The organism is Roseateles sp. GW821-FHT09H10 (genome assembly GCF_059415865.1).
The window spans coordinates 690,225-715,856 of sequence record NZ_JBWKOB010000001.1 but is presented as its reverse complement, the minus strand read 5'-3'; the positions used below and the strand labels follow the sequence as shown (position 1 = coordinate 715,856).

The following is a 25,632-nucleotide window of genomic DNA, read 5'->3' as shown; positions in this document are numbered from 1 at the left end:
ATCGCCGCATGTTCGCTCCCTCCCAGCTCGAAGTCCGCCGTTTCTTCTGCGCCACCTACCGCAAGTGGCGCGACGGCGCCCCACTGATCCCGATGGAGGCCATCGCCGCTGACTGGATCGCCGAGCATCCCGAGTACCACGAGGACCTCGCCGACGAGGCGGCGGCGCTGGAAAAGGTCTACACGGTGGAAGAAGGTCGCACCAACCCCTTCCTGCACCTGTCGATGCACCTGACCATCACCGAGCAGCACGCCATCGACCAGCCCTCGGGCATCCGCCAGGCCGTGGACCTGCTGTCTGCCAAGCGCAATTCCCGCCATGAAGCCCACCATGTGGCCATGGAGGCCTTGGGCGAAATGATCTGGGCCTCCCAGCGCAGCGGCCTGCCGCCGGACGGCCACGTCTACCTGGACAAGGTCCGCCAGGCCGCCACCCGCTGAGCCAATTCGCTCACTTTTCAGCACGACGGATTTTCACGGCCGTCGATTGTTTTCTTTTCAAGAACGACGCATTGCTCTGGCACTGGTGTTTCTACTGAGTCACCTTTCCTAAAGTTCAGCCCATGGACACCGCGGTCGCGATGCCCAAGCAAACCAGGCGGAATGACCCGCCAAGGAAAGTGAAGGAAATCATCATGAGCAAGCTGTCTACCGTCTTCGCCGCCGCCCTGCTGATCGCCGCCGGCGCCGCCTCTGCCCAAACCACCCGCGAGGCCGTCATCGCCGACCTCGTCGCCGCCCGCAACAGCGGCGAACTGGCCGCCATCCAGGGCGAGAAGGGCATCGAAACGGCCAAGCCGGCTGCTGCCAAGAGCGCCGCTGTCGCCACCGTCACGCTGCCCCGCCAGGCCATCCTGACGGTCAAGGCGACCGAAATGCGCACCGAAACGACGGCCGCCCTGGCCGCCGATCATGGCGAGAACGCCGCCCGTGAACTGGGTGACTTCCCGGCTCCGGTCGTGCGCCGCGCCACCGCCCTGGCTGCCAAGTAAGCCGGCCTTGCGACAACGACAAGCGGCCCCCGAGGGCCGCTTTTCCTTTGCCAGCCCCGGCGAAGGGGCAACAAAAAAGCCACCCGCGGGTGGCTTTTCTTGTTGGGGAGCCGATCAGGCCTGGAAGCTGCCGCCGCCGACGCTGCGGCGCTCAGCCTTGCCGCCGGCGCTGTAAAGGCCGGTGGGTTCGCTCGGAATCAACACGTCCAGGGCACGGTCCAACGAAGCGTTGCCGCGGGCCAGCGCCTCGCGCTGCGCTGCCAGCAGGCCGCCGGCACGCACCAGGCGGTTGCGCAGCGCGCTGGGCACGCTGCCGGTGCGGGCAGCTTCGGTGAAGCTCTGCACGGCGCGGGCCAGGTGCTGGTGCAATTCGGCGGCATGCTGCTCGATGGCCGCCGCGTCACGGCGGGCCAGCGCGTCGCCGAGCTGGTTCAGCGCGGCCTCGACAGCCAGCAAAGGCTGTTCAAGTTCGGCGCCAAGGGTGGGCGGGGCGATGGCAGTCATGGATTCGGTGCTTGCTCAGTGCTTGTTCTGGCGGCTGTCCAGCAATTCTTGCGCATTCGAGACCAACTTGTCCGCGATGGCGTTCGCGTTGATCGTGAACTTCCCCTCACTGATGGCCTGGGAGATGCGGGCGACCTTGGCGGCGTCGAAGCTGCCGTCGTCATTGCCTTGGGTGGCAGCGAGCTTGGCGGTGCTGGAAATCTCGACCTGGGCGCTGGGCGCCGAGGTGGCGGCCTGAGCGGTCTGGCGGACGATGTCGGTCGTGGACGCGGCCTCGGGCTTGCGCGAGGCGGGACGCTCGGCCTTGGGCGGGCTGGCGGTGCCGTCAGGGCTGTTACCGATCTTCATGAGCTTCTCCAGGGTGCGGGGCGGGCCCCGCAGAGGGCATTGCAGGGGAGTTTCCCCCTGTATCGGCCCGGAGCCTAGGAACTTGAGCGGGAACTGGCCTGTTTTTCCGGCCAGTTGTAGCGATTCGTGGCAGTTTGCTCACAACAGCACATCCACCCGGCGTTCGCCGACGGCCCGACCGCTGGCAATGCGGCCACTCTCGAACCTCACCCTGACTTCCTGGCCCTCGATGCCGGCCGACAGGGCCTGGGCCTCGGAGGCGACGGCAAATCCCTCACCCGCCACGCGGACCTGCACGGTCTCTCCGGCGGCAAACCACTGGCGCGACTTCAGCGCCGGCGCACGCACGGCCTCCGAAGCGCCGAGCGGCCGGGCGAGTGTGCGCCCGATCAGCAGGGCCGGGTCGGTGAAGACGGCGCCGGGCTCGGCTGCGATGTTGATATCGGCCAGGGCCAACTGATCTTGAGACAAATTCACGCCTGCCGGCAGCGGGCCGTTGGCGACGACCGCGCGGCCGAAGACGGCGACGCGCACTGGCAGCGTCACATTCCAGCGCGCTGCGCCGTCGGTGCAGCGCAGGCCGATGCGGCTCTTGCCCCAGACCGCCATGCCGGGCGGCAGATAGGGCTGGACCTGCTGGCAGGGCGCCAGGCGCAGCCGGGCGTCGAGCGCGCCGATCTCGACGGCGACGCGGGTATTGGGCGGTGCTGCGGCACGGGCGGCCGTCTCGGCCAGCACACGCACGCGCTCCAGCAGTGCCGGATCGAGCACGGTCTGCGCCCCACTGGCCGAAGCGGCAAGCAGGCAGGCGAGGAGCAGGGTGGCACGGAGCATGGGCAGCACTCTAGGGAAAGGGGCTGCCATCTCTAGGTCGGAATTGAGCGGCTTTGGCCCGGCTTATCCCGCTCATGTTTTCAGGCCTGCTTCAGACAATTTGCGAGAAGAGCCATCCCGGCCCTGCACCTCGAAAGAGGCCCCCAAGATGTTGAACCGACTCACCGACACGCTGAACTTCCAGACCCAGGCGCTCACGCTGCGGGCGGAGCGTCAGCGCCAGCTCGCCAGCAACATCGCCAACGCGGACACGCCCGGCTACCAGGCCCGCGACATCGATTTCGCCAAGGCCCTGCGCGAGGCCACCGGCGAAATCGCCACCAACGGTGCGATGCAGACCACCCAACGCGGCCATATCGCCCCGCTGGCCGGTGCGCGTGGCGAAAGCGGCAAGGAGTACGCGATGCAGTCCCAGACCAGCCTGGACAGCAACGGCGTCGACATGGACCGCGAGCGCGCCAGCTTCGCCGACAACTCGGTGAAGTACGAAGCAACGCTGCGCTTCATCAACGGTTCGGTGCGCACGACGCTGGACGCGATGAAGTCGCACAACCAGGGCTGACGGAGGACTGAGCCATGTCGATGTTCCAGATCTTCCACGTCGCCGGCAGCGCGGTCAGCGCCCAGAGCCAGCGCCTCAATGTGGTGGCCAGCAACCTGGCCAATGCCGACACCGTGGCCGGCCCGGACGGCCAGGCCTACAAGGCGCGCCAGGTCGTCTTCCAGACCCAGCTGATGGGTGCGGGCAACGACAGCGGCAGCGCCGGCGTGCGCGTGACCAATATCAGTGAGGACCAGACCCCTGGCCGCCGCATCCACGACCCCAAGCATCCGCAGGCCGACGCCGAGGGCTATGTGACCTATTCCAACGTGAACCCGGTGGAAGAGATGGTCAACATGATCTCGGCCTCGCGCTCCTACCAAAACAACATCGAAGTCATGAGCACGGCCAAGAGCCTGCTGCTCAAGACGCTGCAACTCGGCCAGTCCTGACCGCTGAAGAAAGCCCGCCATGGACATCACCGCACTCAACGGCAGCACGACGCAGACGCCGACCACCTCGGCCAAGAACGCCGCCGAGACCCAGGACCGCTTCCTGAAGCTGCTCGTCGCGCAGATGAACAACCAGGATCCGCTCAACCCCATGGACAACGCCCAGGTGACGAGCCAGATGGCGCAGATCCAGCAGGTGACGAGCCTGTCCACGCTGGACACCAGCATCAAGGGCCTGGGCAGCCAGCTCGGCCAGATGCAGGCCCTGCAGTCCATCTCGCTGGTGGGCCGCGAAGTCAGCGTGCCCAGCGACAAGATCCAGGTCCAGGCCGGCGTGGCCGAGGGCAGCTACGAGCTCGACGGCGCCGCCCAGACCGTGAAGCTGGAGATCCTCGGCGGTGCCGGCAACGTCATCGACACCGTGCAGCTGGGCGCCCAGGGTTCCGGCCGCCAGACCTTCTCCTGGCCCGCCGGCAGCAAGGCAGCCGACGGCACCGAGCTGAAGTACCGCATCACGGCCACCAACGGCGCCAAGCCCGTCACGTCGACCCTCTACGCCCACGACAAGGTGGAAGCCGTCTACAGCGAGAACGGCAGCCTCAAGCTGAATCTCGAACGCCTCGGCCCCGTGGACTACACGGCCGTCTCCTCGGTCAACTGATCTCCTACCGCACGACAGCAAGGACTCCCCATGAGCTTCCAGCAAGGCCTCTCCGGGCTCAACGCCGCCTCCAAGAACCTGGACGTCATCGGCAACAACATCGCCAACTCCGGCACCTATGGCGCCAAGGGCTCGCGGGCCGAGTTCTCCGACGTCTACGCCGCCGCGCTGAACGGTGCCGGGGCGAACCAGATCGGCATCGGCACGTCGCTGCAATCGGTGGCCCAGCAGTTCACCCAGGGCAATATCACGACGACCGACAACCCCATGGACCTCGCCATCAACGGCGGCGGCTTCTTCCAGGTCAGCGACGGCGTCAACCCGACGCGCTACACCCGCAACGGCCAGTTCAAGGTCAGCAAGGACGGCTTCATCGTCAACAACGACGGCCTCAAGCTGATGGGCTATCCGGCCAACGGCGCCGGCGTCATCCAGCCGGGCACGGCCCAGCCGCTGTCCCTGCCCACCGGCGGTATCCCGCCGGCGGTGACGACCAAGGTCTCGATGGAGTTCAACCTCGACTCGCGCCTGAAGGCCACTGCCCCCGGCGGCGGTACCGGCACCGGCATGGACCTCAAGGACAGCACGACCTACAACAACGCGACGTCGATGACCGTCTACGACGCCAAGGGCCAGGACGTCGCCGTGACCTTCTACTTCCAGCGCGCCACCGACCCGAGCGGCGCCGTGCCGCCCAACGATGTCTGGAACGTCTACGCGACGGCCAATGGCACGCCCTTTGACACCGACGCCTCGGGCAACGCCATCCCGCTGGATGCCAACGGCAACCCGACCATCCCCTACACCACCGTCACCTTCCCGCCCACGGGCGGCGCGCCCTCCGGCATCGCCGGCAGCGCGACGACGCCGCCCGGCACGATCACCATGCCTGTGCCGGCCGGCACCAGCACGCGCGGCAACCCGACGCTGGCCATCCCCAATATCCAGCTCGACCTGACCGGCGCGACCGAGAACGGCAGCAGCTTCGCGGTGACCAACCTTTCCCAGGACGGCTATGCACCCGGCCAGCTGACCGGCATCCAGGTCGCCAACGACGGCGTCGTCCAGGCCCGCTATTCCAACGGCCAGAGCAAGCCCGCAGGCCAGGTCGAGCTCGCCAACTTCCGCAACCCGCAGGGCCTGCAGACCATGGGCGGCAACGTCTGGATCCGCACGGTCGCCTCGGGTGACGCGGTCGTCGGCGTGCCGGGCGACGGCAATATGGGCGCGCTGCAGTCCGGCGCGCTGGAAGAAAGCAACGTTGACCTGACCGCCGAGCTCGTCAACATGGTGACGGCCCAGCGCGCCTACCAGGCCAACGCTCAGACGATCAAGACGCAGGACCAGGTCCTGCAGACGATCGTGAATCTCCGCTGAGCGCTGAAGGCGAGGACGCGCGATGGACCGCATGATCTACCTCTCGATGGCCGGCGCCAAGGCGGCCATGCAGCGGCAGGACGTGCTCTCGCACAACCTCGCCAATGTCACGACCAACGGTTTTCGCGCCGAGCTGCAGGCCTTTCGCGCCGTGCCGGTGCGCGGCGATGGCGCCTCCACGCGCGCCTTCGCGCTGGAAACCACGGTCGGCTACAACGATGCCCAGGGCCCGCTGACGCCGACCGGCCGCAACCTCGACGTCGCCATGCAAGGCAACGCCTGGCTGGCCGTGCAGGCCAACGACGGCACCGAGGCCTACACCCGCGCCGGCTCGCTGGATGTCAACGCCGAAGGCCTGCTCGTCATGCGCAACGGCATGCCGGTGCTCGGCGACGGCGGCCCCATCAACGTGCCGCCCAACAGCGAGGTGGCCATCGGCAGCGACGGCACCATCAGCGCCAAGGCGCCGAACCAGAAGCCGACGACGGTGGGCCGGCTCAAGCTGGTCACGCCCGAGGCGGCCAACCAGCTCACGCGCGGCGACGACGGCCTGTTCCGCGCCGCCGACGGTGATCTGCCCGCGAATGCGGCAGCGCGTCTGCAGGACGGGGCCCTCGAAGGCAGCAACGTCAGCCCGGTCGAGACCATGGTCGCCATGATCGCCGCCGGCCGCCAGTTCGAGCAGCAGATGAAGCTGCTGCAAATCGCACAAACCCAAGGCCAGCAATCGGCCAAACTCCTCGGGAGTACCTGACCATGATGCGCTCGCTCTGGATCGCCAAGACCGGCATGGAAGCCCAGCAGACCCAGCTGGACAACATCTCGCACAACCTCGCCAACGTCGCCACCAACGGCTACAAGCGTTCGCACGCGGTGTTCGAGGATCTGATCTACCAGAACATGCGCCAGAGCGGCGCCAACAGCACCGAGCAGACCACGCTGCCCACCGGCCTGCAGGTCGGCCTGGGCGTGCGCCCGGTCGCCACGGCCCGCATCTACACGCAGGGCAACCTGCAGCAGACCAGCAACAACCTGGATCTGGCCATCAAGGGCGACGGCTTCTTCCAGATCCAGATGCCCGACGGCACCACCTCGTACACGCGGGACGGCAGCTTCCAGCTGAATGCCAACGGCCAGATGGTGACGAGCAACGGCTATACGCTGCTGCCCGGCGTCACGATCCCGCAGAACGCGCAGAGCCTGACCATCGGCAACGATGGCACCGTCAGCGTCACCCTGCCCGGCCAAGCCACGCCGCAGACGGTCGGCCAGCTGCAGCTCGCCAACTTCGTCAATCCGGCCGGCCTGGACCCCAAGGGCCAGAACCTGTTCGCCGAGACGGCCTCCAGCGGCACGCCCAACACCGGCGCACCCAACAACAACGGCATGGGCGCCCTGCAGCAGGGCTTCGTCGAGACGTCCAACGTCAACGTCGTCGAAGAGCTCGTGCAGATGATCCAGACCCAGCGCGCCTATGAGCTGAACTCCAAGGCCGTGCAGACCTCCGACCAGATGCTGCAGAAGCTTGCGCAGATTTAAGGCCCTCGCCATGAAGTACCTCGCCCTCCTCGCTGTCAGTGCCACCCTCGCAGGCTGCGCCACGCCCTACCCCGAGCCCCAGGTCGAACTGGCACACACGCCCGTCGTCAACCTGCCGCCGGTGCAAGCCATGGCGCCGACCAACGGCTCCATCTACCAGGCCGCCGCCTACCGGCCCCTGTTCGAGGATCACCGCGCGCGCCTCGTCGGCGACACGCTGACCATCAACATCACCGAGCGCGTGTCGGCCTCGCAGACCAGCACCAGCGAGCTCAGCAAGACCGGCAGCCTGGCCGCCGGCATCGCCGCCGTGCCGGGCATCTCGCCCAAGGCCTTCGCCCGCGCCAGCGCCGAGGCCACGTCCGCCAACGACAACAAGGGCAAGGGCAGCAACCAGAACACCAACGAGTTCACCGGCGCCATCACGGCCGTCGTCACCGGCGTGCTGCCCAACGGCCACCTGATGATCAGCGGCGAGAAGCAGATCGGCGTGAACCGCAATGTCGACGTGCTGCGCTTCTCCGGCCAGGTGGACCCGCGCATGATTGCGCAGGGCAATGCCGTGGCCTCGACCGCGGTGGCCAATGTGCGCATCGAGCAGCGCGGCCGCGGCGCCGCCGCCGACGCCCATGCCGTGGGCTGGCTGTCGCGCTTCTTCCTGAACCTCGCACCGAGCTGAGTTCCCGGCCGGCCACGGCGGGCATACCATCGGCGCAGGGATTGCGCTGAGGGGGTGAATGCCATGAAGCTGTGGCGGCGCCGCGAGATCATTCCGGCCCTTGCCGGAGCGCTGCCGCTTGCCTTGCTGGCCGAGCCGGCGGCGCTGCGCTTTGCCACCGACGCCAACGACCAGAGCGGCCTCGCGCCGGCGGGCCGTGCCGTGCTGGGCCGCGCCCTGCAGCGCCTGGGGCTGCCGGTCAGCTTCGTCGCCCTGCCGCTGCGCCGCTCGCTGCGCATGACCGAACAGGGCGAGCTCGACGGCGAGACGCTGCGCATCCGCGCCGTCGTGCAGGGCCACCCCAGCCTGCTGCTGGTGCCCGTGGCCATCGCCACTGTCAAGGTCATCGGCTGGGTGCGGCAGAACGCCCCGGGGCCGGGCGACTGGTCTGCCCTGGCGCAGCTGCGCGTGGGGTACCCGCGCGGCATCGTGCTGATCGAGAACCTGCTGTCCGGCGTGGCGCGCAAGGTCGAGGCGACGACCCATGCCGACCTGCTGCGCCAGCTGCGGGCCGATGCCATCGACATCGCCCTGCTGACGCTGGCCGCAGGCGAGCCCGAGCCGGATGCCGAGCAGATGGCCGGCCTGGTTCCCATGCCAACGCCCCTCAGTGCCACGCCGCTGCACCCCTTGCTGCACGAGCGCCACCGTGAGCTGCTGCCGCGCCTGACGGCCATCCTGCAGCAGATGGAGGACAGCGGCGAGTCCGCGCGGCTGCGCGGCATCGCCTGGAACAACTCCCTCAGCCCTTGATCGAGGCCAGATAGTCCACGGCCAGGTTGGCCAGGGCGCGCACGCCCACCTCCAGCCCGCGCTCGTCGACGACGAAGCGCGGCGAGTGGTTGGAGTAGGCCTTGCTCGGCTCGATCTCTGGCGGCGTGACGCCGACGAAGAAGAACAGCCCGGGGATCAGGCGCTGGAAGAAGGAGAAATCCTCGGCGCCGGTGGCCTTGGGCACGACCTCGATGCCCATGGGCCGCGGGCCGGTGCTGGCGACGCGGGTCAGGGTCGGGACCATCTGCTCGGTCAGCACCGGGTCGTTGCGGGTGACCGGGTAGTTGCGCGTGATGCACACCTTGCAGCTGGCGCGCGATGCCGCCGAGATGCCCTCGGCCAATTGCGTGACGCGCTCGTGGATGGCCTCGCGCATGCCCTCGTCGAAGCTGCGGATGGTGCCGCGCATCTCGACGGTGTCCGGGATGATGTTCTCGCGCACGCCGCCCTTGATGGCGCCGATGGTGACCACCGCCGGCTCGCGGTTCAGGTCCAGGGTCCGGCTGACGATGGTCTGCAGGCCGAGCACGATCTGGGCGGACGTGACGATGGGATCGATGCCCAGCCAGGGCGCGGCGCCATGGGTCTGCTTGCCCTGCACGGTGATCTTGAGCTTGTCCGAACTCGCCATCGTCGGCCCGGGCCGGTAGCCGATGACGCCGGCCGGCTGGCGCGACGTGACATGCAGGCCGAAGATGGCGCCGGGCGTCGGGTTCTCCAGCGCGCCTTCCTTGATCATCAGCGCCGCGCCGCCCTCCTCGCCCTCGGGCGGCATCTCCTCGGCGGGCTGGAAGATGAATTTGACGCTGCCGGGGATGTCGTCGCGCAGGCTGGCCAGGATGCTAGCCACGCCCATCAGGATGGCGACATGGCAGTCGTGCCCGCAGGCATGCATGACGCCCACCTCCTCGCCGTTCCAGACCGCGCGCGCCTTGGAGGCGAAGGGCAGCTCCACCTCCTCGGTGACGGGCAGGCCATCCATGTCGGCCCGCAGCGCCACGACGCCGCCGGGCTTGCCGCCCTTGAGCAGGCCGATGACGCCGGTGTGGGCGACGCCGGTCTTGACCTCGTCAAAGCCCAGGCCGCGCAGGTGCTGGGCGACGACGGAGGCGGTGCGGAACTCGCGGTTGCCGAGCTCGGGGTGCTGGTGCAGATCGCGCCGCCAGGCGATGACCTGGGGCTCCAGGGCCGCCGTCAGCGCGGCAATGCGGTCGCTCAAGGGAGGCTGGGGGCTCATGCGGCCATGGTAGGCCGCCCCGGCCGCGCTGTGCGGCCCATGCGCTTCGCCGTGTCAGGCGCCCAACAGGCGGCCCATCCGTGTAAGGCGACGTTTCAAGTCCAGCCACTGCTTGGCCCGCGAGCGGTCGATGCGCTTGACGTCGATCAGCGTGAAATCCCCGCAGCCGGTCAGCGTGTGCAGGCCGGCCGTGTGGCTGTCGCTGGCCAGGTCCCCCGTCAGCCGCTCGGTGCCGGCCGCTATCTCCACGCGTTCCGGCGTCAGCACCGGGAAGCGCAGCAGCCCCGTCGCGCCGCCATAGCCGGTGGAGCTGTCCTGCACCGGCAGGGTCAGCACGCCGTCACGGCCGATGAAGGGCCGGCCGGCCGGGCGAGCGCCCTCGCGATTGACGCGCACCGGGTTGGCGGCCAGCGGCGTCCAGGGGCCGACCAGGGCGGGTGCATGCGCGACATGCAGCTCGCGCTGATCGCGCGCGCCGGCGCCCACCAGCGTGTAGAACATCCACCAGCGGCCTTCGTGCTCGATGACGGAGGCATCCGCGCCGGGCAGGCCGCCCAGCAGGGCACATTCCCGCTCCCAGTGGTCAAGGGAATTGTCGGAGGCGCGGTAGAGGGCGATCTCGCCGGCCTGGTAGCTCTCCGGCACCATCCAGGTCTCGCCGTCATGCTCGAAGACCTGCGGGTAGGACAGGTGGAAGGGCTTGTCCAGCACCGTGGCGCAGCCCCGCCAGCCCAGGTCGGAGAGGCCGAACTCATGGCGCTCCAGCGTGGCGCGCTTGACGCGGTAGTCGAAAGCCTCGACGAAGACATGCAGGGCATCGCCTCGCACCAGGCCGAAGGGGTCGGCCAGATAGCGCCAGCGGCCGGCGTCGGGCAGCCAAGTGATGCGATCCCGCACGGCGCTCAGCCGGCGGGCGTCAAGATCTTGGAGCGGAACGGGGACGATGCCGACCTGCCAGAAGTCGGTGCGCGGGCGCTTGAACATCAAACATGCCAGGCGGCGTAGGCCTCTTCCTCAGTATCGAAGCCCTTGGCCTGGGCGGCCTGGTGGAGCATCACGTCCCGGTAGAAGCCGAGGGTGCGGGCGACGGCGTTGGAGCGATCGTAGGCCGCCGTGGCATAGCGCACCGCCCGCTGTTGCGGCGGCAGCGGGCGCAGGCGCGCCACTTCATCGGCCAGGGCCCGGCCGAGAGCCTCGGCGTCCCCCACCGGCACCAGCCGCGCGGGCTGTCCGGCCAGCATCTCCAGCGGGCCCTGGGTGGCGCTGGACAGCACCGGCCGGCCGGCGCGCATGGCCTCGAGGATGGCGAGCGGAAAGGCTTCCTCGCGCGAGGGCGACACGAAGAGGTCGAAGGACTTCAGGCACTGATCGACATCGCTGCGAAAGCCCAGCAGGCGCACGCGCGCGTCGCCGGCGGCCAGCTCCTTCAGCGCGGCTTCGTCCGGGCCTTCGCCCAGGATGGCCAGCACGGCGTCGGCGGGCGCGTGGGCCTTGAAGCAGGCGATCAGCAGGTCCATGCCCTTGCTGCGGTGCAGGCGGCCGACGCTGCCGACCAGCAGCTGGCCGGGCACCAGGCCCAGTTCGGCGCGCAGGTCGGTGTGGCGGGCGGCGGCTGCCGCATCGCGCTCCGGGGCCCAGTTGTAGATGACGCTGGTCAGCGCATCGCTCTGCGGCAGGCCTTCGTGCTGGGCGCGGTTCACGCAGACCAGGCCGTCCAGGCGGGCATGGTGGTGGGGCTTGTAGCCGACATGCAGGGTGCCGATGCGCGCCGCGGAGCGAGCGTGGGCCGCCGCCTTGCAGGCCGGGCCGAGATGGCCGTGGCAGATGTCGGCGCCCAGCCGGCGGGCCAGGGCGGCCACGCGCCAGCCGCGCAGCAGGGGCAGCTTGAGGCCATGAAAGCGCACGCCCGGCGCCAGCGCGCCGGCCACGGCGGAACCGGCTGTACCGATGACGTGGACGCGGTGGCCGAGGGCGGCCTGGGCGTTGGCGAGGTCGATGCAATGCCGCTCACCGCCCGCGATGCGGGATGAAAACACGACATGAACCAGGGTCAGCGGTTCGAAGGGCGGGGGCATGGCAGGTCTTGCAAACGAATGCAGCTCGGATCGGTAAGCAAAACTTTACCGTCGTACACATTCAGAAACCTGTCATGCGTCCCTGCGAATGAGGGCCGCTCCCTGCCTGTTTCGCGGCCATCTGCCGGCAAACAGCGGGATTTGTGCGCAAACGTGAACTTGTTCCACGCGGCAGCCGGCCTTTCGGCGCCCACTGCGCCGCAGCTGACGAGCTGGGATCGGGATTGACAGCATGTCACGCCAACGCTGCCGAAGCTGAGTACGAGCTTGCGGGCTGCCCACAGCAAAATGCCCGACCAAGCGGTCGGGCATTCGTGACAGCACCGGCGCTGCCGGCCTGCCGGGCTCAGCGGGTCTTGCTGATCCACTCGTTCCGCTGCTCGTCGTAGCGGTACATCATCAGGAAGCGCAGCGTCTCCATATTGACCTGGTCGCGCGTCAACGTGCTCATGTCGCGCGGCGCCTTGGCGGGCACCCAGGTGCCGACGGTGTCATCGTAGACATTCATGCGCAGGAACTGGTCGCGCATGGCCAGCACCTCGGCGCGCGACATGACGCCCTTGGGCGGCTCCATGCCGGACTTCAGCACCCACATGCCGGTCAGTTCGTCCCAGCGCATCAGCGCGAGGAAGGTGTCGCGCTCCATCTTGACCTGTTCACGGGTCAGGCCCTGGGCCTGGCCGGGGGCGGCGAAAGCAGTCAGCGAAGCGGCCAGCAGCAGGGGCAGCAGGGAAAGGCGGTTCTTCATATCGGTCTCCAGATAAGGGGGGTTGGCAAAGATCGCTGTGCTGCCTGGGCGCCTCAGTCCTCACAGGTGCCCAGTGGTCGGGCGAGCGGCCCCGGCCTTACAGCCCTGATGGGGTGTGAAAAATCCCCGCCCGCAAGGGCGGCCACGACCGGCGGTTCGGAAAAGGGGGGCCGTCCACGCCCTTTTCGCTGGCTTCGCGGGCTCAAGCATCCGCAGAATCTGCCGAGTGAAGTACCTGCAAGCCCTCCTCCTCAGCCTGGCCGTCGTGCTGGCGCCCCTCTCCCATGCCGCGCGCATCAAGGAAGTGGCGTCGGTGGCCGGTGTGCGTTCCAACCCGCTGACGGGCTATGGCCTGGTCGTCGGCCTGGATGGCACGGGCGACCAGACCACGCAGGCCCCCTTCACCGGCCAGAGCCTGACGGCCATGCTGCAGCAGTTCGGCGTGCTGCTGCCCCAGGGCATCACGATGCAGCCGCGCAATATCGCCGCCGTCATGGTGACGGCGTCCCTGCCGCCCTTCGCCCAGCCCGGCCAGCAGCTGGACATCAATGTCTCCTCCATCGGCAATGCCAAGAGCCTGCGCGGCGGCACGCTGATCGCGACGCCCCTGCGCGGTGCTGATGGCCAGATCTATGCCATCGCCCAGGGCAACCTGATCGTCGGCGGCGCTGGCGCCTCGGCCGGCGGCTCCAAGGTGCAGATCAACCACCTCAGCGCCGGCCGCATCCCGGCGGGCGCCCTCGTCGAGCGCTCGGTGCCGACGCCGCTCGCCCAGGGCGACAGCCTGCAGCTCGACCTCAACAGCAGCGACTACGCCACCGCCCGCGCCGTCGCCCAGGCCATCAACAAGGCCAAGGGCGCCGGTACGGCCCAGGCGCTGGACGGCCGCGTCGTGCGCGTGAAGGCGCCGGCCACGCCGGACGAGCGCGTCGCCTTCCTGGCCGATGTCGAGAACCTCGACGTCAGCCTGGCCGCGCCGGCCGCCCGCATCGTCATCAATGCCCGCACCGGTTCCGTCGTCATGAACCAGGCCGTCACGCTATCCTCCTGCGCCGTCGCGCACGGCAGCCTGTCGGTGACGATCAGCTCCACGCCCATCATCAGCCAGCCCAATGCGCTGTCCCAGGGCCAGACGACGGTGGCCGAGAAGGCCGACATCTCCATCCGCCAGGAGCCCGGCAGCCTCATCCAGCTGGCCGCGGGCGCTCGCCTGTCGGACGTGGTCAAGGCGCTGAACTCCCTCGGCGCGACACCTCAGGATCTGCTCGCGATCCTGCAGGCCATGAAGAGCGCGGGCGCCCTGAATGCCGAGCTCGAGGTGATCTGATGAAGACCAACAGCCCCTCGCCCAGCCTTGCCCCGCTGAACGCGGGCATGCCCGGTCGGTCCCCCGAGGGGACGGCGATTGCCCGGGCATTGAACCCGGACAACATCGCCCGACGGGCCGGCTTGGCGAGCTGGAGTCGGACACAAGCAGTCCCTGCGGACTGCTTGTGCCTACGGAAGGCCATGGGCCTCTGGCCCATGGCGGCCCGGCGCTCGGCCCGCAACCACGCAAGGCAGTACTGAAATGGCCAGCAGTTTCCAATCCATTTCCGGCCAGAGCCTGGGGAGTGCCGACGCCCTGAACGGGCTGAAGGCCCAGGCTTCGCGCGACCCCAAGGCGACGATCCGCGAGACCGCCAAGCAGTTCGAATCGCTCTTCATGCAGGAAGTCATGAAGAGCATGCGCGCTTCCACGCTGTCCAGCGGCATGCTGGACAACAACGCGACCCAGCTCGGCACCGAGATGCTGGACACCCAGTTCGCCGGCAAGATGAGCGGCCTGCCCGGCGGCCTGTCCGAGGCCATCACGCGCCAGCTGCAGCGCCAGATGGGCATCCAGGACCTGTCGCCCGAGAACATCAAGAAGAACAGCCAGACGACGCTGGCCCAGGCCCTGCCGGCCCTGGCCACCAAGGGCATTCCCAACCATGTGCAGGGCTTCATCCAGAAGCACGACGCCGCCGCCCGCTCCGCTTCGGCGGCCACCGGCATCCCGGCCAGCTTTATGGTCGCCCAGGCCGCGCATGAAAGCGGCTGGGGCAAGCGCGAGATCGTCGGCGCTGACGGCACCAACTCGCACAACGTCTTCGGCATCAAGGCCACGCCCGGCTGGACGGGCAAGACCGTCGACGTCAGGACGACCGAGGTCATCAACGGCCAGGCCGTCAAGGTCACGGCCAAGTTCCGCGCCTATGGCAGCTATGACGAGGCCTTCAAGGACTACGCCCGGCTGATCAGCAGCAACGACCGCTATGCCAAGGTCGTCGCCCAGGCCCAGAGCGGCAACGCCGCCGGCTTCGCCAAGGGACTGCAGCAGGCTGGCTACGCCACCGACCCGGCCTATGCCGAGAAGCTGGCCAGGACCATCCAAACCACCCAGCGCGTGCAGAGCACGCTCGCCTGAGGAACTGAAACATGGCTGGCTTGCTCACCCTCGGCGCCCGCGCGATGTTCGCCAACCAGGCGGCGTTGCAGACCATCGGCCAGAACATCGCCAACGCGAACACGCCGGGCTACTCGCGCCAGTCCGTCGTGCTGACGACCTCGCCCGGCCAGTACACGGGCGCCGGCTTCTTCGGCAAGGGCGTCGACGTGCAGACCGTCGTGCGCTCGCACAACGAGTTCCTGACCAAGGAAGCCGCCAGCTCCAAGGCCACCGCGATGGCCGATTCCACCCGTGCCGAGCAGCTATCGCGCATGGAGAAGATCTTCCCGCCCGGCACCGAAGGCCTGGGCTATGCGGCCAGCCAGTTCCTGAACGCCATGGTCGACGTGACCAGCCGCCCCAACGACCCTTCCGCCCGCCAGGTCGCCCTGGGCCGGGCCAACGAGCTGGCCGTGCGCTTCTCCAATGCGGGCCAGCAGGTCACCGACCTGCAGGCCGGTGTCGTCAGCGACCTCAAGGCCCATGTCGTCGTGGTCAACCAACTGGCCCAGCAGATCGCCAACATCAACGACCAGATCTCCAAGACGCGCGGCAGCGGCCACACACCCAACGACCTGCTCGACCAGCGCGAGCGCCTGATCTCCGAGCTGGGCGAGCATGTGGCGGTCACGACGCTGGCGGCCGACGACGAGAGCGTCGGCGTCTTCATCGGTGGGGGCCAGCGCCTCGTGCTGGGCAACCAGGCCTCGACGCTGCAGGTCTCTGCCGATGCCTACGACCCGCTGCGCGCCGTGGTGTCCCTCAACGAGGGCGGCCAGATCCGCAAGCTGGACGAGAGCGTGCTGACCGGCGGCGCCGTGACCGCCCTGCTGAGCTTCCAGAACAAGGACCTGCAGGACGCCAAGAACCTGCTCGGCCAGCTGGCCGCGGCCATCGGCACGCGCGTCAACGAGCAGAACGCCCTCGGCCTGGACCTCTCCAACCCGCCGGGCAAGGGCGCCGCCATCTTCAGCGTCGCCCCGCCCAGCGTGCTGCCCGCGGCCACCAACCAGCGCAACCCCGGCGGCGGCTTCACCAATGGCGTGGCCGCCACCATCGTCGACGCCAGCCAGCTGCAGGCCAGCAGCTACAAGCTGACCTCCCCCACACCCGGCGTCTACGAGATGACGCGCCTGTCCGACGGCCTGGTGCGCACCGTCAACGATGGCGACACCATCGACGGCTTCCAGATCAACTTCCTGCCCGCACCGCCCGCCGCCGGCGAAAGCTTCCTCATCGAACCGGTGGGTTCGGCCGCGGTCAACATGAAGCGCGTGCTGGACAACCCCAACGGCATCGCCGCGGCATCGCCGCTGACCGCCTCCACCGCAGTCACCAACAGCGGCACCCTCAGCGTCGACAGCATCTACGCGGTCAACCAGAACTTCGACCCGACCACGGCGCCCATGACGCTGGACTTCGGCGGCCCCGACCCGGCCAACGCGAACAACGTGCTGTACACGCTGACGCTGGCCAACGGCACCGTGCTGAACGGCAGCTGGAGCGCCGGCCAGGCCATCGGCAACCAGCCGGCCGCCGGCATCGACCTCGGCTTCGAGCTGCGCACCAAGGGTGTGCCGCGCAGCGGCGACCGGATCTCCATCGATCCGACCACCTACACCGCCACCAACAACGGCAACGCCAAGGCCTTCCTGAACATCCAGGGCGAGACCTTCGTCGGTCGCCAGCAGCTGGCCGGCGGCGGCCTGACGACCGGTTCGACCATCAACGACGCCTATGCCGCCGCGATGAGTGACGTCGGCGCCCGCGTGCAGAGCTCCAACTATCTGTCCGAGGTGTCCACCAGCGTCGCCGGCGACGCCGAGGCCACCCGCGCCGGCCAGGCCGGCGTCAACCTCGACGAGGAGGCCTCGCGGCTGATGCAGTTCCAGCAGGGCTACCAGGCCGCCGCCAAGGTGCTGCAGACGGCCCAGTCGCTTTTCGACGAGCTGATGCGAATCGCCCAGCGCTAGGCCCCGAGGTAAATCATGAGAATCGCCACCGCCAACCTCTTCGACAGCTCCATCGCCAACCTGCAGCGCCGCCAGACCGCGATGCAGACCCAGCAGCAGCAGCTGACCTCGGGCAAGCGCATCGCGCTGGCCAGCGACGACCCGACCGGCGCCGCACGTGCCGAGCGGGCCCTCGCCTCCATCGGCCGTGTCGAGGCCAACCAGCGCGCGCTGGAAGCCAGCCGCAACAGCATGACGCTGGGCGAATCGGCCCTGGGCGACGCCAACGAACTGCTGCAGCAGGCCCGCGAGACCATGGTCGCGGCCGGCAACGCCAGCTATTCCGACTCCGAGCGCGCCGGCCTGGCCAACAAGCTCAAGGGCATCCGCGACCAGATGCTGGCCATTGCCAACCGCTCCGACGGCGCCGGCGGCTTCCTGTTCTCCGGCCAGGGCGCCTCCACGCCGCCCTTCCTCGACCAGGCGGGCGGCGTCGCCTACATCGGCGTGGCCGGCAACATCCAGACCGGCAACCTCGACAATTTCCAGCTCACCCTCGACGGCCGCGCCGCCTGGGAACAGGCCGGCAGCGGCAATGGCAGCTTCGAGACCGCACCGCGCATCCTGACGACCGACCCGGCCACCGGCAAGCCGGTCGTGCAGCTGATCGACCCGGTCAGCGGCGGCCCGCTGGTCAACGGCCTGACCGGCAACGTGGCCTCGGGCTGGATCGACAGCGGCCGCGTCACCGACCCCTCGCTGCTGACGGGCCACAACTACCGCATCGACATCACCGGCACGACGCCCAACCAGACCTATGCGCTGACCGACACCGACCTCGGCGCCGTCGTCTCCAGCGGCGCCTTCAAGCCCGGCCAGGCGATCACGGGCGACGGCATGGCCTTCACCATCTCCGGCGCGCCGGTCGACGGCGACGCCTTCGCCATCGCGCGCTCCAAGAACGGGCTGAAGGTCTTCGACGTCATCGACAAGGCCATCGCCGACCTCAACACGCCGCTGCGCACCCCGCTGCAGGTCACGCAGGGCAACTCGCTCAGCATCCGCGACATCGATGCCGTCATGGGCAATCTGCAGAGCGTGCGCAGCCAGGTCGGCGAGCGGCTGAACAACCTCGACGGCACCGAGAACCGGCTCGCGGCCCTGAAGCAGTACAGCAAGGAAGAACAGAGCGCGGCCGAGGACCTCGACATGGTCCAGGGCATCTCCGACTTCCAGAACCAGCAGACCGGCTACCAGACCGCCCTGCAAACCTATGCCATGGTCCAGCGCATGTCGCTGTTCCAGTACCTGCAGGGTTGAAGCCCCTCGCCCAGTCTCGCCCCGCTGAACGCGGGCGGGTCTGGTCGGTCCCCCGAGGGGACGGCGATGTTCGCGGCATCAAGCCGCGAACACATCGCCCAAGCGGGCCGGCTCGGGTGCGGCCCAGCGCTCGGCCCGGAATACCCCGGATTCCGCCCAGGACTTCCAGACAGGCACGGTACGCCGCGCTAGCGTCTCGGATGCCCACCCCTGGGCAGGGAGACCCGCATGGAGATCGGATTCATCGGCCTGGGCGTCATGGGCCTGCCCATGGCGCGCCGGCTGGCGGCTGCGGACCGGCCGCTGCTCGCCTGGAGCCGCGGCGGCAGCCAGGCGCTCGCAGGCACGCCGGGCGTGCGCCACGCGGCAGACGCCGAGCAGGTCTTCACCGAGGCCGACACCGTCCTGCTGATGCTGGCCAATGCCGCCGCCACCGACGCGGTGCTGGCGCGCGGCACACCACAGTTCGCCAGCCTCGTGCGCGGCCGCACCCTGGTGCAGATGGGCACGACGGCCCCTGAATACTCGGCCGGGCTGGCCGCCGATGTGCACGCCGCCGGCGGCCGCTACGTGGAGGCCCCCGTCTCGGGCTCCCGGGTGCCGGCCGAGAACGGCCAGCTCGTCTGCATGCTGGCAGGCGCGCCGGAAGACGTGGCTCGCCTGCGTGAGCTGCTGGCGCCGCTTTACAAGGACTGCTTCGCCTGCGGCGCGCCGCCGGCCGCCCTGCGCATGAAGCTGTCGGTCAACCTCTACCTGATCACGCTGGTGGCGGGCCTGGCCGAGGCCGTGCATTTCGCGCAGCGCCAGGGCGTGGACCTGGGCCTGCTGAACGCCGTGCTGGACGCCGGCCCCATGGCCAGCGCTGTCTCGCGCATCAAGCTGGACAAGCTCGTCAGGCGGGACTTCAGCGTGCAGGCGGCCGTCAGCGACGTGCTGATGAACGCCCGCCTCGTCGCCGACGCCGCGGCCCAGGCCGGCGCCCCGACGCCGCTGCTGGACGGCAGCCTGCGCCTCTTCGCCGCCGCCGAAGGCCTGGGCCTGGGCCGCGAGGACATGGCAGCCGTCATCCAGGCCCTCGAAGCCCGGCAAAGACCGGCCGGCGGACCGGCCTGAGGCCCTCCGCCTGGTGCAGCCACGCCCGGTGTGGGCGCCGGCGAATGAATTCGGTCACGATTCCTCCGCATGCGGGGGCGGCGCTCATGGCAGACTGCCGCATTCACCGCCAGCCCCGTGCCGCGCCATGTCCGACAACACACCCGCCGCCCTCGATCACGCCATCCTGCCCGGTGTCGCCCTGGGCTTTGCCCCGGTCATCGACCGGCAGCGCAACATCGCCGGCACGCGCCTGACGCTGGTGCCCTTGCGCGCCGACGCCCGGATCGACCATGCCGAGCTGCTGGCCGCCCTGACCGCCACCTGGCCCAAGGGTGGCGCCGTTGTCAGCGCCCAGGGTGAAGCCATGCTGGCCGCCCTGCTGGCCCAGCCGCCGGCCGAGCCGACGCAGATCGAGGTGCCGGCCTTCATCGCCGCCGACGCCACCCACGCCGACGCCATCGCCGCGCTGAAGGGTGCGGGTCATTCCGGCCTGCTCAAGGGCCTGCCCAATGCGCCGCTGCCGGCGGCGGTCGCGGCCGTCTTCAAGCAGGTGGTGCTGGAGCCCGGCCAGGCCGCACCGGCCGGCGTCGCCGTCGTGCATGCCGGCGTGCGTGGCGCCGACGCCATCGACGCCAGCTTCAAGGCCGGCGCGGAAACCGTCATCGGCTGGCCCATGGACGGCCCCTATGAAGCCGCTCCCGGTGCCCCCAAGACCGAGATCGCCGCCGACCTGCAGGTCATCATGGAGCTGATGTCGCGCGTCGACGAGGGCGAGGACGTCGAGCGCCTGGAGCAGACCTTGAAGCGCGACCCCAGCCTGGCCTTCAAGCTGCTGCGCTACATGAACTCCGCCGCCTTCGGCCTGCCGGTCGAGGTGTCGAGCTTCCGCCACGCCATCATGCTGCTGGGCTATGCCCGCCTGAAGCGCTGGCTGGCCCTGCTGCTGACGACGGCCAGCAAGGACCACAGCATGCGCCCCATCATGTTCGGCGCCGTGCGCCGCGGCCTGCTGATGGAAGAGCTGGCCGCCAGCATCGAAGACCGCGAGCAGCGCGACGAGATGTTCATCTGCGGCCTGTTCTCGCTGCTGGACCACATGCTCAAGCAGCCTTTCGAGAAGCTGCTGACGTCCATCCCCGTGCCCGAGCGCGTGCGCCAGGCGCTGGTGGACGAGAGCGGCCCCTTCCTGCCCTATCTGCAGCTGGTGCAGGCCCTCGAGTCCGAGAGCGTGTTCGACTACCGCGAGCGCGCCGACGCGCTGATGCTGGGCGCCGGCGAGATCAACGCCTGCGTGCTGCGGGCCTTGCACAAGGCGGCCCAGCTGGAATGACGTTGCCGACATCGGACGGCTGACCCGTCATGTTCGGCTCGCCTGCCCCCACTGCCCTGCTCGACCTCGTTGGCGACCCGGTGCTGACGCTGCGGGCCGACCTGTCCGCGCTGCGCGCCAATGCGGCCGCGCGCGAATGGCTGGGCGCCGACGCGGCCGAGGGCTGGCGCCTGCTGCGCCAGGCGGCCGGCGCGCGGCTCGAGACCTGGCTGCGCGAGGCCGCCCATGCCGTCGACGCCGGACGCCCGCCGCCCGTCGCCCCACCGCTCAAGCTGGCGGACGGCCAGCGCGCCACCCTGCACCTGCTGCGCGACCGGCCCAACTGGCTGCTGCATGCCCGCCTCAGCGCGGCCGACCCTGGCGAGCCGCCGCTGGCCGAATGGCTGGCCCTGCTGCCTCTGCCGGCCCTGCTGGCCGACGCCGCCAGCGGCACGCTGCTGCGCCACAACGCCGCCTTTGCCAGCCTCTACGCCGGCGCGCCCCGCCATCTGAACGACCTGCCCGACCTGCTGCAGGCCCTGCTCGGCTGGCACCGCGGCGCGCCGCTGCCGGCCCTGGCCGCCCAGCGCCCCCAGGACGGGCCGCTGCTCACCGAGGCCGAGTTCATCGACCCCCAGGGCAAGCACCGCTGGCTGCAGGCGCGGCTGCGGCTGTGGCGGCACAACGGCCGCGTGCTGCTGCTGGCTGTGCTGGAAGACCACAGCACCCTGCATGAACGCGACCTCGCCCACCAGCAGCTCGACGCGCTGATGGACACGGCCGCCGTCGGCCTGGCCACCTTCCAGCCCGAGGCCGGCTGGCTCAAGGCGCATCGCAAGGGCTCGCCCTTCAAGCCCGGCGCCAAGCAGTCCGTCGGCTCCCTGCAGGGCATCAATCGCGAGATCGTCGAACCGGCCTCGCTGCCCGAGTTCGAGCGCCTGCAGCGCGCGTTGAAGAAAGGGGACGCCGTCGAGGTGCGCTATGCCGTGCGCCATCCCGAGCTGGGCCGGCGCTGGCTGCTGACCCGCGTCGCGCCGGGGCTGCTGGCGGGCGGGCGGCGCTCCACCTCCGTCGTCACGCTGGACGTGACCGCCCAGGCCCAGGCCGAGAACGCGCTGCTGCTGCGTGCCGAGAGCGAGCGCGCGGTGCTGGATTCGGTGCTGGTCGGCATCGTCACCGTCGGCCCCGACGGCATCGAATGGATGAACCGCTCGGCCCGCCGCATGTTCGGCTGCGAGCTGGACGACGTGCAGGGCCAGCCCATGGGCGTGCTGGCGCCCGAGGACGACGAGCATGCCTTCCATGCCGAGCCGGGCAGCGATGTCTTCGAGTGCCGGCTGCGCGGGCGCGACGGCCGCGAGTTCTGGGTCATCGGCAACGCCGTGCAGACCCCCCGCGAGGACGGCGACATCCAGACCACCTACGCGCTGCTGGACATCGACCGCCGCCGCCAGGCCGAAGCCCAGAGCCGCCTGGCCCAGGCGTCGCTCGCGCGCATCATCGAGAGCGCACCGCTGGCCATCACCCTGCACGAGGCGCAGAGCCTGCGCATCGTCAAGCTCAACCATGCCGCCGCGACGCTGGCCGGCCGGCCCGAGGCGGCCATGCTGGGCGGCACGCCCGCCCAGCTGTTCGGCGACGAGCAGGGTGCCCAGGTGGTGGCCGACATGCGCGAGGCGCTGGAATCACAGACCGTCGTGCAGCGCGAGTACCGCGTGCCGGCCGGCGCCACGACGCGCATCTGGGATGCCCGCCTGCTGCACCTGACCGGCGTGGGCGGCGACGACACGCCCGAGCTGCTGCTGCTCGTGGCCAGCGACGTGACCGAGCAGCGCGCCGCCGAGCAGGCGCGCCTGCAGGCCGCCATCTCGCAGCGTGAGCTGCTGGTGCGCGAGGTGCACCACCGCATCAAGAACAACCTGCAGGGCGTGGCCGGCCTGCTGCAGCAGATCGCCGCGCGCCGGCCCGAGGTCGCGCCGGTGCTGAAGGAAGCCGTCGGCCAGGTGCAGGCCATCGCCCAGGTCTACGGCCTGCAGGTCGGCGCCGCCGGGCCGCTGGTGCTCAAGCGCGTCTTCGACGCCATCGTCGGTTCGGTGCAGCGCATGCAGGCACGCGTCCTCACGACCGCCGCCGAGGGCGGCGCGCTGCTGGAGGACTGGTGCCTGCCCGAGGCCGAGGCCATCCCGATTGCGCTCAGCCTCAACGAGCTGCTGGGCAACGCGCTCAAGCACAGCGACGGCGCCCAGGTGCGCTGCCAGCTGATTTGCGACACCGCCGGCGTCACCGTCGAGATCGTCAACCCGGGCCGCCTGCCCGAGGGCTTCGCACTGCAGAACGTGAAGAGCGGTGTGTCGGGCCTGGGCCTGGTGCGCGCCCTGCTGCCGCGGCGCAGCGCCATCCTGAGCCTGGAACAGCAGGGCGAGGACGTGGTTTGCCGACTGGAACTGATTCCACCCAGCGTGGTTCACAATCCGGCCACAAAACCAAGTTCTGGATAGAGGGGCACGGTGAGCAAGGGCAAGATCCTGGTCGTCGATGACGACAGACTGGTGCTGGCGACGCTGAGCTATGGGCTCACGCAGGCCGGCTTCGAGGTCATCGACGCCGACAACGGCGACGACGCCATCCTGCTCGCGCGCGAACACCGGCCCGAGCTGGCCCTGCTGGACATCCGCATGGAGGGGCTGACCGGCTTCGACGTGGCCGCCTATCTGCGCGAATACCTGCAGACGCCCTTCATGTTCCTGTCCGCCTTCGCCGACGAGGCGACGGTCGCCAAGGTCAAGGAACTCGGCGCCGTCGCCTACCTCGTCAAGCCGCTGGACATCTCGCAGATCGTGCCTGCCGTCGAGGCCGCCTTCGCGCGCTCGACGACGCCCGCCCCCACCGCAGCGCCGGCGGCGCCGGCCGCCATGGCCGAAGCCTTCGAGGCACCGTCGGAGATGCCGCAGCTGGACATGACGGCGCTGGCCGTCGGCGTGCTGATGCACCGCTACTCGCTGCCACGCGACGAGGCCCTGGCGCGGCTGATGAGCCTGGCCTCCGCCGACGGCCACAGCCTGCCGGAGCAGGCACGGCGCATCGTGGATGCGCTGGAACTGCTGGCACGGCCCGGCAAGTAGGCCCCTCGTCCAGCCTCGCCTCGCTGAACGCGGGCGCGCCTGGCCGGTCCCCCGAGGGGACGGCGATGCGTGCGGCATTGAGCCGCCCGCACATCGCCAAGCGGGCCGGCTCGGCGAGGTGGAGTCGGACACAAGCAGTCCCTGCGGACTGCTTGTGCCTACGGAACGCCATGCGACTCTGGCCCATGGCAGGCCCAGCGCTCGGCCCGAAAGTCAGCCGTTCAGAGTGAAGTAGAAGCGCGAACCTTCGCCGACGGCGGACTCCGCCCAGATGTCGCCGCCGTGGCGCCGGACGATGCGACGCACCAGGGCCAGGCCGACGCCGGTGCCCTGGAAATCGCTGGCGCTGTGCAGGCGCTGGAAGACGCCGAACAGGCGTTCGGCAAAGCGCATGTCGAAGCCGGCGCCGTTGTCCGACACGACGAAGACGCGCCGGCCGCCCTGCTGCACGCTGCCGAAGCTGATCTCGGTCTGCGGCACCTTGCCGCTGTACTTCCAGGCGTTGCCCAGCAGGTTCTCCAGCACCATGCGCAGCAGCGTCGGGTCGCCCTGCACGGTCAGGCCGGGCTCGATGTCCAGCGCCAGTTCGCGCTGGGGCGCGCCGCGCCGGATCTCTTCCATCACATAGCCGGCCTGCTGTGACAGGTTGACCGGCTGGCAGGCCAGAGGCCGTGTCGACAGCTGGCTGAGGGACAGCAGCGCGTCGATCATGCTGTTCATGCGCGCCGCCGCGCTCATGACGCGGTCGAGATGGTCGTTGCCGACGCGGTCCAGCCGCGCGCCGTAGTCTTCCTTCAGGATGCGCGCAAAGCCCTCGACGACGCGCAGCGGGGCGCGCAGGTCGTGGGACACCGTGTAGCTGAAGGATTCATGCTCGGCCGTGAGGTCGGCGGCCTGGGCCGGCTGCGGTGCGGGCGTCGCGGCTTCCGGCTCGGCGGGCCGGGCCGTACCCAGGTAGCCCGCGAAATGGCCCTGGGAATCGATGCAGGGCAGGCCGCGCAGCTGCCATTGCGTGGCACCGTCGGCGCCGCCGATCGCCAGGTCGGCAAAGGGCTGGTGGGCGCCCAGGCGTTCACGCAGCCGGGCGGCCGGCTCGGCGGCCTCGAAGCGGTCCCACAGCTGCTGGGTGCGCGCGCCCGCGCCCACCCAGCTGGACGACGGCGCCCCCTGGGGTGCCTGCCAGCGCACCAGGCGGTGCTCGGCGTCGGTGGCCCATTGCCAGTCGCGCTGCAGCTGGGTCTGCATCAGCAGCTGCTGGCGCGCCTCGCGCAGCGGCTCGGCCAGGCGCTGGCGCGTCAGGCGCACGCCGGCATGCCAGCCGAGGGCCGCGGCGACCAGCACCATGACTCCAGTGAAGAAAGCCGTCAGCACCAGGGCGGCGTGGACGAGGCCGACCTCGCCGCCCCAGACCCGCATCAGCGCCAGCACGACCAGGCCGCCGAGCACCAGCATGAGGATGGAAGCCGTGGCCAGGGCCAGCATCAGCAGCCGCATCGGCAGTCGTCGCTCCTGGCGGCGTGCGGTGAGCGCGCTGTCGTCGCTGAGGCTGTTCATGCGAATCATTG

At 69.7% G+C, this 25,632-nt stretch carries 26 protein-coding genes; 18 read left to right on the top strand and 8 right to left on the bottom strand.

Translation table 11 applies throughout. From position 1 onward, the window contains the following. Positions 1–8: 8 nt before the first annotated feature. Both AC07OY_RS03190 and AC07OY_RS03185 read left to right on the top strand, forming a co-directional pair. On the top strand, positions 9–440 hold the full coding sequence (locus tag AC07OY_RS03190) for a DUF1841 family protein (RefSeq protein WP_495041069.1): 432 nt from the start codon (positions 9–11) through the stop codon (positions 438–440). A gap of 194 nt (positions 441–634) precedes the next feature. Further along, the gene (locus AC07OY_RS03185) at positions 635–991 is read left to right on the top strand and encodes a hypothetical protein (protein WP_495041068.1); all 357 of its coding nucleotides are present in this window, start codon (positions 635–637) and stop codon (positions 989–991) included. A gap of 114 nt (positions 992–1,105) precedes the next feature. Here the strand turns inward: AC07OY_RS03185 and AC07OY_RS03180 are convergent, their stop codons facing one another. From AC07OY_RS03180 to flgA, 3 genes are all read right to left on the bottom strand, one after another. Then, entirely contained in the window at positions 1,106–1,495 is a 390-nt protein-coding gene (locus AC07OY_RS03180; RefSeq protein WP_495041067.1) for a hypothetical protein, read from the bottom strand. 15 nt (positions 1,496–1,510) lie between these two features. Then, positions 1,511–1,843, bottom strand: coding sequence for a flagellar biosynthesis anti-sigma factor FlgM (flgM, locus tag AC07OY_RS03175; protein WP_495041066.1), 333 nt, complete (start codon positions 1,841–1,843; stop codon positions 1,511–1,513). A 138-nt stretch (positions 1,844–1,981) separates the two neighbouring features. After that, complete coding sequence (gene flgA / locus AC07OY_RS03170) at positions 1,982–2,677, bottom strand: flagellar basal body P-ring formation chaperone FlgA (RefSeq protein WP_495041065.1); 696 nt, start codon at positions 2,675–2,677, stop codon at positions 1,982–1,984. Between the two features lie 148 nt (positions 2,678–2,825). On the opposite strand from flgA, the gene flgB reads away from it, so the two are divergent. The 8 genes from flgB (at position 2,826) to AC07OY_RS03130 (ending at position 8,718) form a co-directional block, all read left to right on the top strand. Beyond that, a complete protein-coding gene (gene flgB / locus AC07OY_RS03165) occupies positions 2,826–3,239 on the top strand; it encodes a flagellar basal body rod protein FlgB (protein ID WP_495041064.1) in 414 nt (137 codons plus the stop codon). A 14-nt stretch (positions 3,240–3,253) separates the two neighbouring features. Continuing rightward, positions 3,254–3,670, top strand: coding sequence for a flagellar basal body rod protein FlgC (gene flgC, locus AC07OY_RS03160; RefSeq protein ID WP_495041063.1), 417 nt, complete (start codon positions 3,254–3,256; stop codon positions 3,668–3,670). A 19-nt stretch (positions 3,671–3,689) separates the two neighbouring features. After that, entirely contained in the window at positions 3,690–4,331 is a 642-nt protein-coding gene (locus AC07OY_RS03155; RefSeq protein ID WP_495041062.1) for a flagellar hook assembly protein FlgD, read from the top strand. 30 nt (positions 4,332–4,361) lie between these two features. Then, positions 4,362–5,708, top strand: coding sequence for a flagellar hook protein FlgE (flgE, locus tag AC07OY_RS03150; protein ID WP_495041061.1), 1,347 nt, complete (start codon positions 4,362–4,364; stop codon positions 5,706–5,708). Between the two features lie 22 nt (positions 5,709–5,730). Further along, entirely contained in the window at positions 5,731–6,462 is a 732-nt protein-coding gene (flgF, locus tag AC07OY_RS03145) for a flagellar basal-body rod protein FlgF (protein ID WP_495041060.1), read from the top strand. Between the two features lie 2 nt (positions 6,463–6,464). Then, positions 6,465–7,247 carry a flagellar basal-body rod protein FlgG gene (gene flgG, locus AC07OY_RS03140; RefSeq protein WP_495041059.1) on the top strand — a complete coding sequence of 261 codons (783 nt, stop codon included), beginning with the start codon at positions 6,465–6,467 and terminating at the stop codon, positions 7,245–7,247. Positions 7,248–7,257: 10 nt separating this feature from the next. Then, the gene (locus AC07OY_RS03135) at positions 7,258–7,926 is read left to right on the top strand and encodes a flagellar basal body L-ring protein FlgH (protein ID WP_495041058.1); all 669 of its coding nucleotides are present in this window, start codon (positions 7,258–7,260) and stop codon (positions 7,924–7,926) included. Between the two features lie 63 nt (positions 7,927–7,989). Further along, positions 7,990–8,718 carry a substrate-binding periplasmic protein gene (locus AC07OY_RS03130; RefSeq protein WP_495041057.1) on the top strand — a complete coding sequence of 243 codons (729 nt, stop codon included), beginning with the start codon at positions 7,990–7,992 and terminating at the stop codon, positions 8,716–8,718. Here the strand turns inward: AC07OY_RS03130 and AC07OY_RS03125 are convergent. The 4 genes from AC07OY_RS03125 to AC07OY_RS03110 form a co-directional block, all read right to left on the bottom strand. Then, on the bottom strand, positions 8,708–9,976 hold the full coding sequence (locus tag AC07OY_RS03125) for an amidohydrolase (RefSeq protein ID WP_495041056.1): 1,269 nt from the start codon (positions 9,974–9,976) through the stop codon (positions 8,708–8,710). The two genes, AC07OY_RS03130 and AC07OY_RS03125, sit on opposite strands and share 11 nt — an antisense overlap. Before the next feature lie 54 nt (positions 9,977–10,030). After that, positions 10,031–10,960 carry a glucosamine inositolphosphorylceramide transferase family protein gene (locus tag AC07OY_RS03120; protein ID WP_495041055.1) on the bottom strand — a complete coding sequence of 310 codons (930 nt, stop codon included), beginning with the start codon at positions 10,958–10,960 and terminating at the stop codon, positions 10,031–10,033. Beyond that, entirely contained in the window at positions 10,960–12,051 is a 1,092-nt protein-coding gene (locus AC07OY_RS03115; RefSeq protein WP_495041054.1) for a glycosyltransferase, read from the bottom strand. The genes AC07OY_RS03120 and AC07OY_RS03115 overlap by 1 nt, the downstream gene beginning before the upstream one ends. Before the next feature lie 346 nt (positions 12,052–12,397). Then, positions 12,398–12,799, bottom strand: a complete 402-nt coding sequence (locus AC07OY_RS03110) for a hypothetical protein (RefSeq protein WP_495041053.1) — start codon at positions 12,797–12,799, stop codon at positions 12,398–12,400. Between the two features lie 235 nt (positions 12,800–13,034). On the opposite strand from AC07OY_RS03110, the gene AC07OY_RS03105 reads away from it, so the two are divergent. The 8 genes from AC07OY_RS03105 to AC07OY_RS03070 all read left to right on the top strand — a co-directional run bounded on the left by AC07OY_RS03105 (position 13,035) and on the right by AC07OY_RS03070 (position 24,067). Continuing rightward, positions 13,035–14,126 (top strand): flagellar basal body P-ring protein FlgI, encoded by a 1,092-nt coding sequence (locus tag AC07OY_RS03105; RefSeq protein WP_495041970.1) that lies wholly within the window; start codon positions 13,035–13,037, stop codon positions 14,124–14,126. 243 nt (positions 14,127–14,369) lie between these two features. Beyond that, on the top strand, positions 14,370–15,248 hold the full coding sequence (gene flgJ / locus AC07OY_RS03100; RefSeq protein WP_495041052.1) for a flagellar assembly peptidoglycan hydrolase FlgJ: 879 nt from the start codon (positions 14,370–14,372) through the stop codon (positions 15,246–15,248). An 11-nt stretch (positions 15,249–15,259) separates the two neighbouring features. After that, on the top strand, positions 15,260–17,242 hold the full coding sequence (gene flgK / locus AC07OY_RS03095) for a flagellar hook-associated protein FlgK (protein WP_495041051.1): 1,983 nt from the start codon (positions 15,260–15,262) through the stop codon (positions 17,240–17,242). A gap of 15 nt (positions 17,243–17,257) precedes the next feature. Continuing rightward, positions 17,258–18,541, top strand: coding sequence for a flagellar hook-associated protein FlgL (gene flgL / locus AC07OY_RS03090; RefSeq protein WP_495041050.1), 1,284 nt, complete (start codon positions 17,258–17,260; stop codon positions 18,539–18,541). A gap of 228 nt (positions 18,542–18,769) precedes the next feature. Next, on the top strand, positions 18,770–19,654 hold the full coding sequence (locus AC07OY_RS03085) for an NAD(P)-dependent oxidoreductase (protein WP_495041049.1): 885 nt from the start codon (positions 18,770–18,772) through the stop codon (positions 19,652–19,654). Between the two features lie 127 nt (positions 19,655–19,781). Continuing rightward, complete coding sequence (locus AC07OY_RS03080) at positions 19,782–20,966, top strand: EAL and HDOD domain-containing protein (RefSeq protein ID WP_495041048.1); 1,185 nt, start codon at positions 19,782–19,784, stop codon at positions 20,964–20,966. 29 nt (positions 20,967–20,995) lie between these two features. Next, complete coding sequence (locus AC07OY_RS03075; protein ID WP_495041047.1) at positions 20,996–23,443, top strand: PAS domain-containing sensor histidine kinase; 2,448 nt, start codon at positions 20,996–20,998, stop codon at positions 23,441–23,443. A 9-nt stretch (positions 23,444–23,452) separates the two neighbouring features. After that, positions 23,453–24,067 carry a response regulator gene (locus AC07OY_RS03070; RefSeq protein ID WP_495041046.1) on the top strand — a complete coding sequence of 205 codons (615 nt, stop codon included), beginning with the start codon at positions 23,453–23,455 and terminating at the stop codon, positions 24,065–24,067. 213 nt (positions 24,068–24,280) lie between these two features. Here the strand turns inward: AC07OY_RS03070 and AC07OY_RS03065 are convergent, their stop codons facing one another. Continuing rightward, complete coding sequence (locus AC07OY_RS03065) at positions 24,281–25,621, bottom strand: sensor histidine kinase (RefSeq protein WP_495041045.1); 1,341 nt, start codon at positions 25,619–25,621, stop codon at positions 24,281–24,283. Positions 25,622–25,632: the final 11 nt, after the last annotated feature.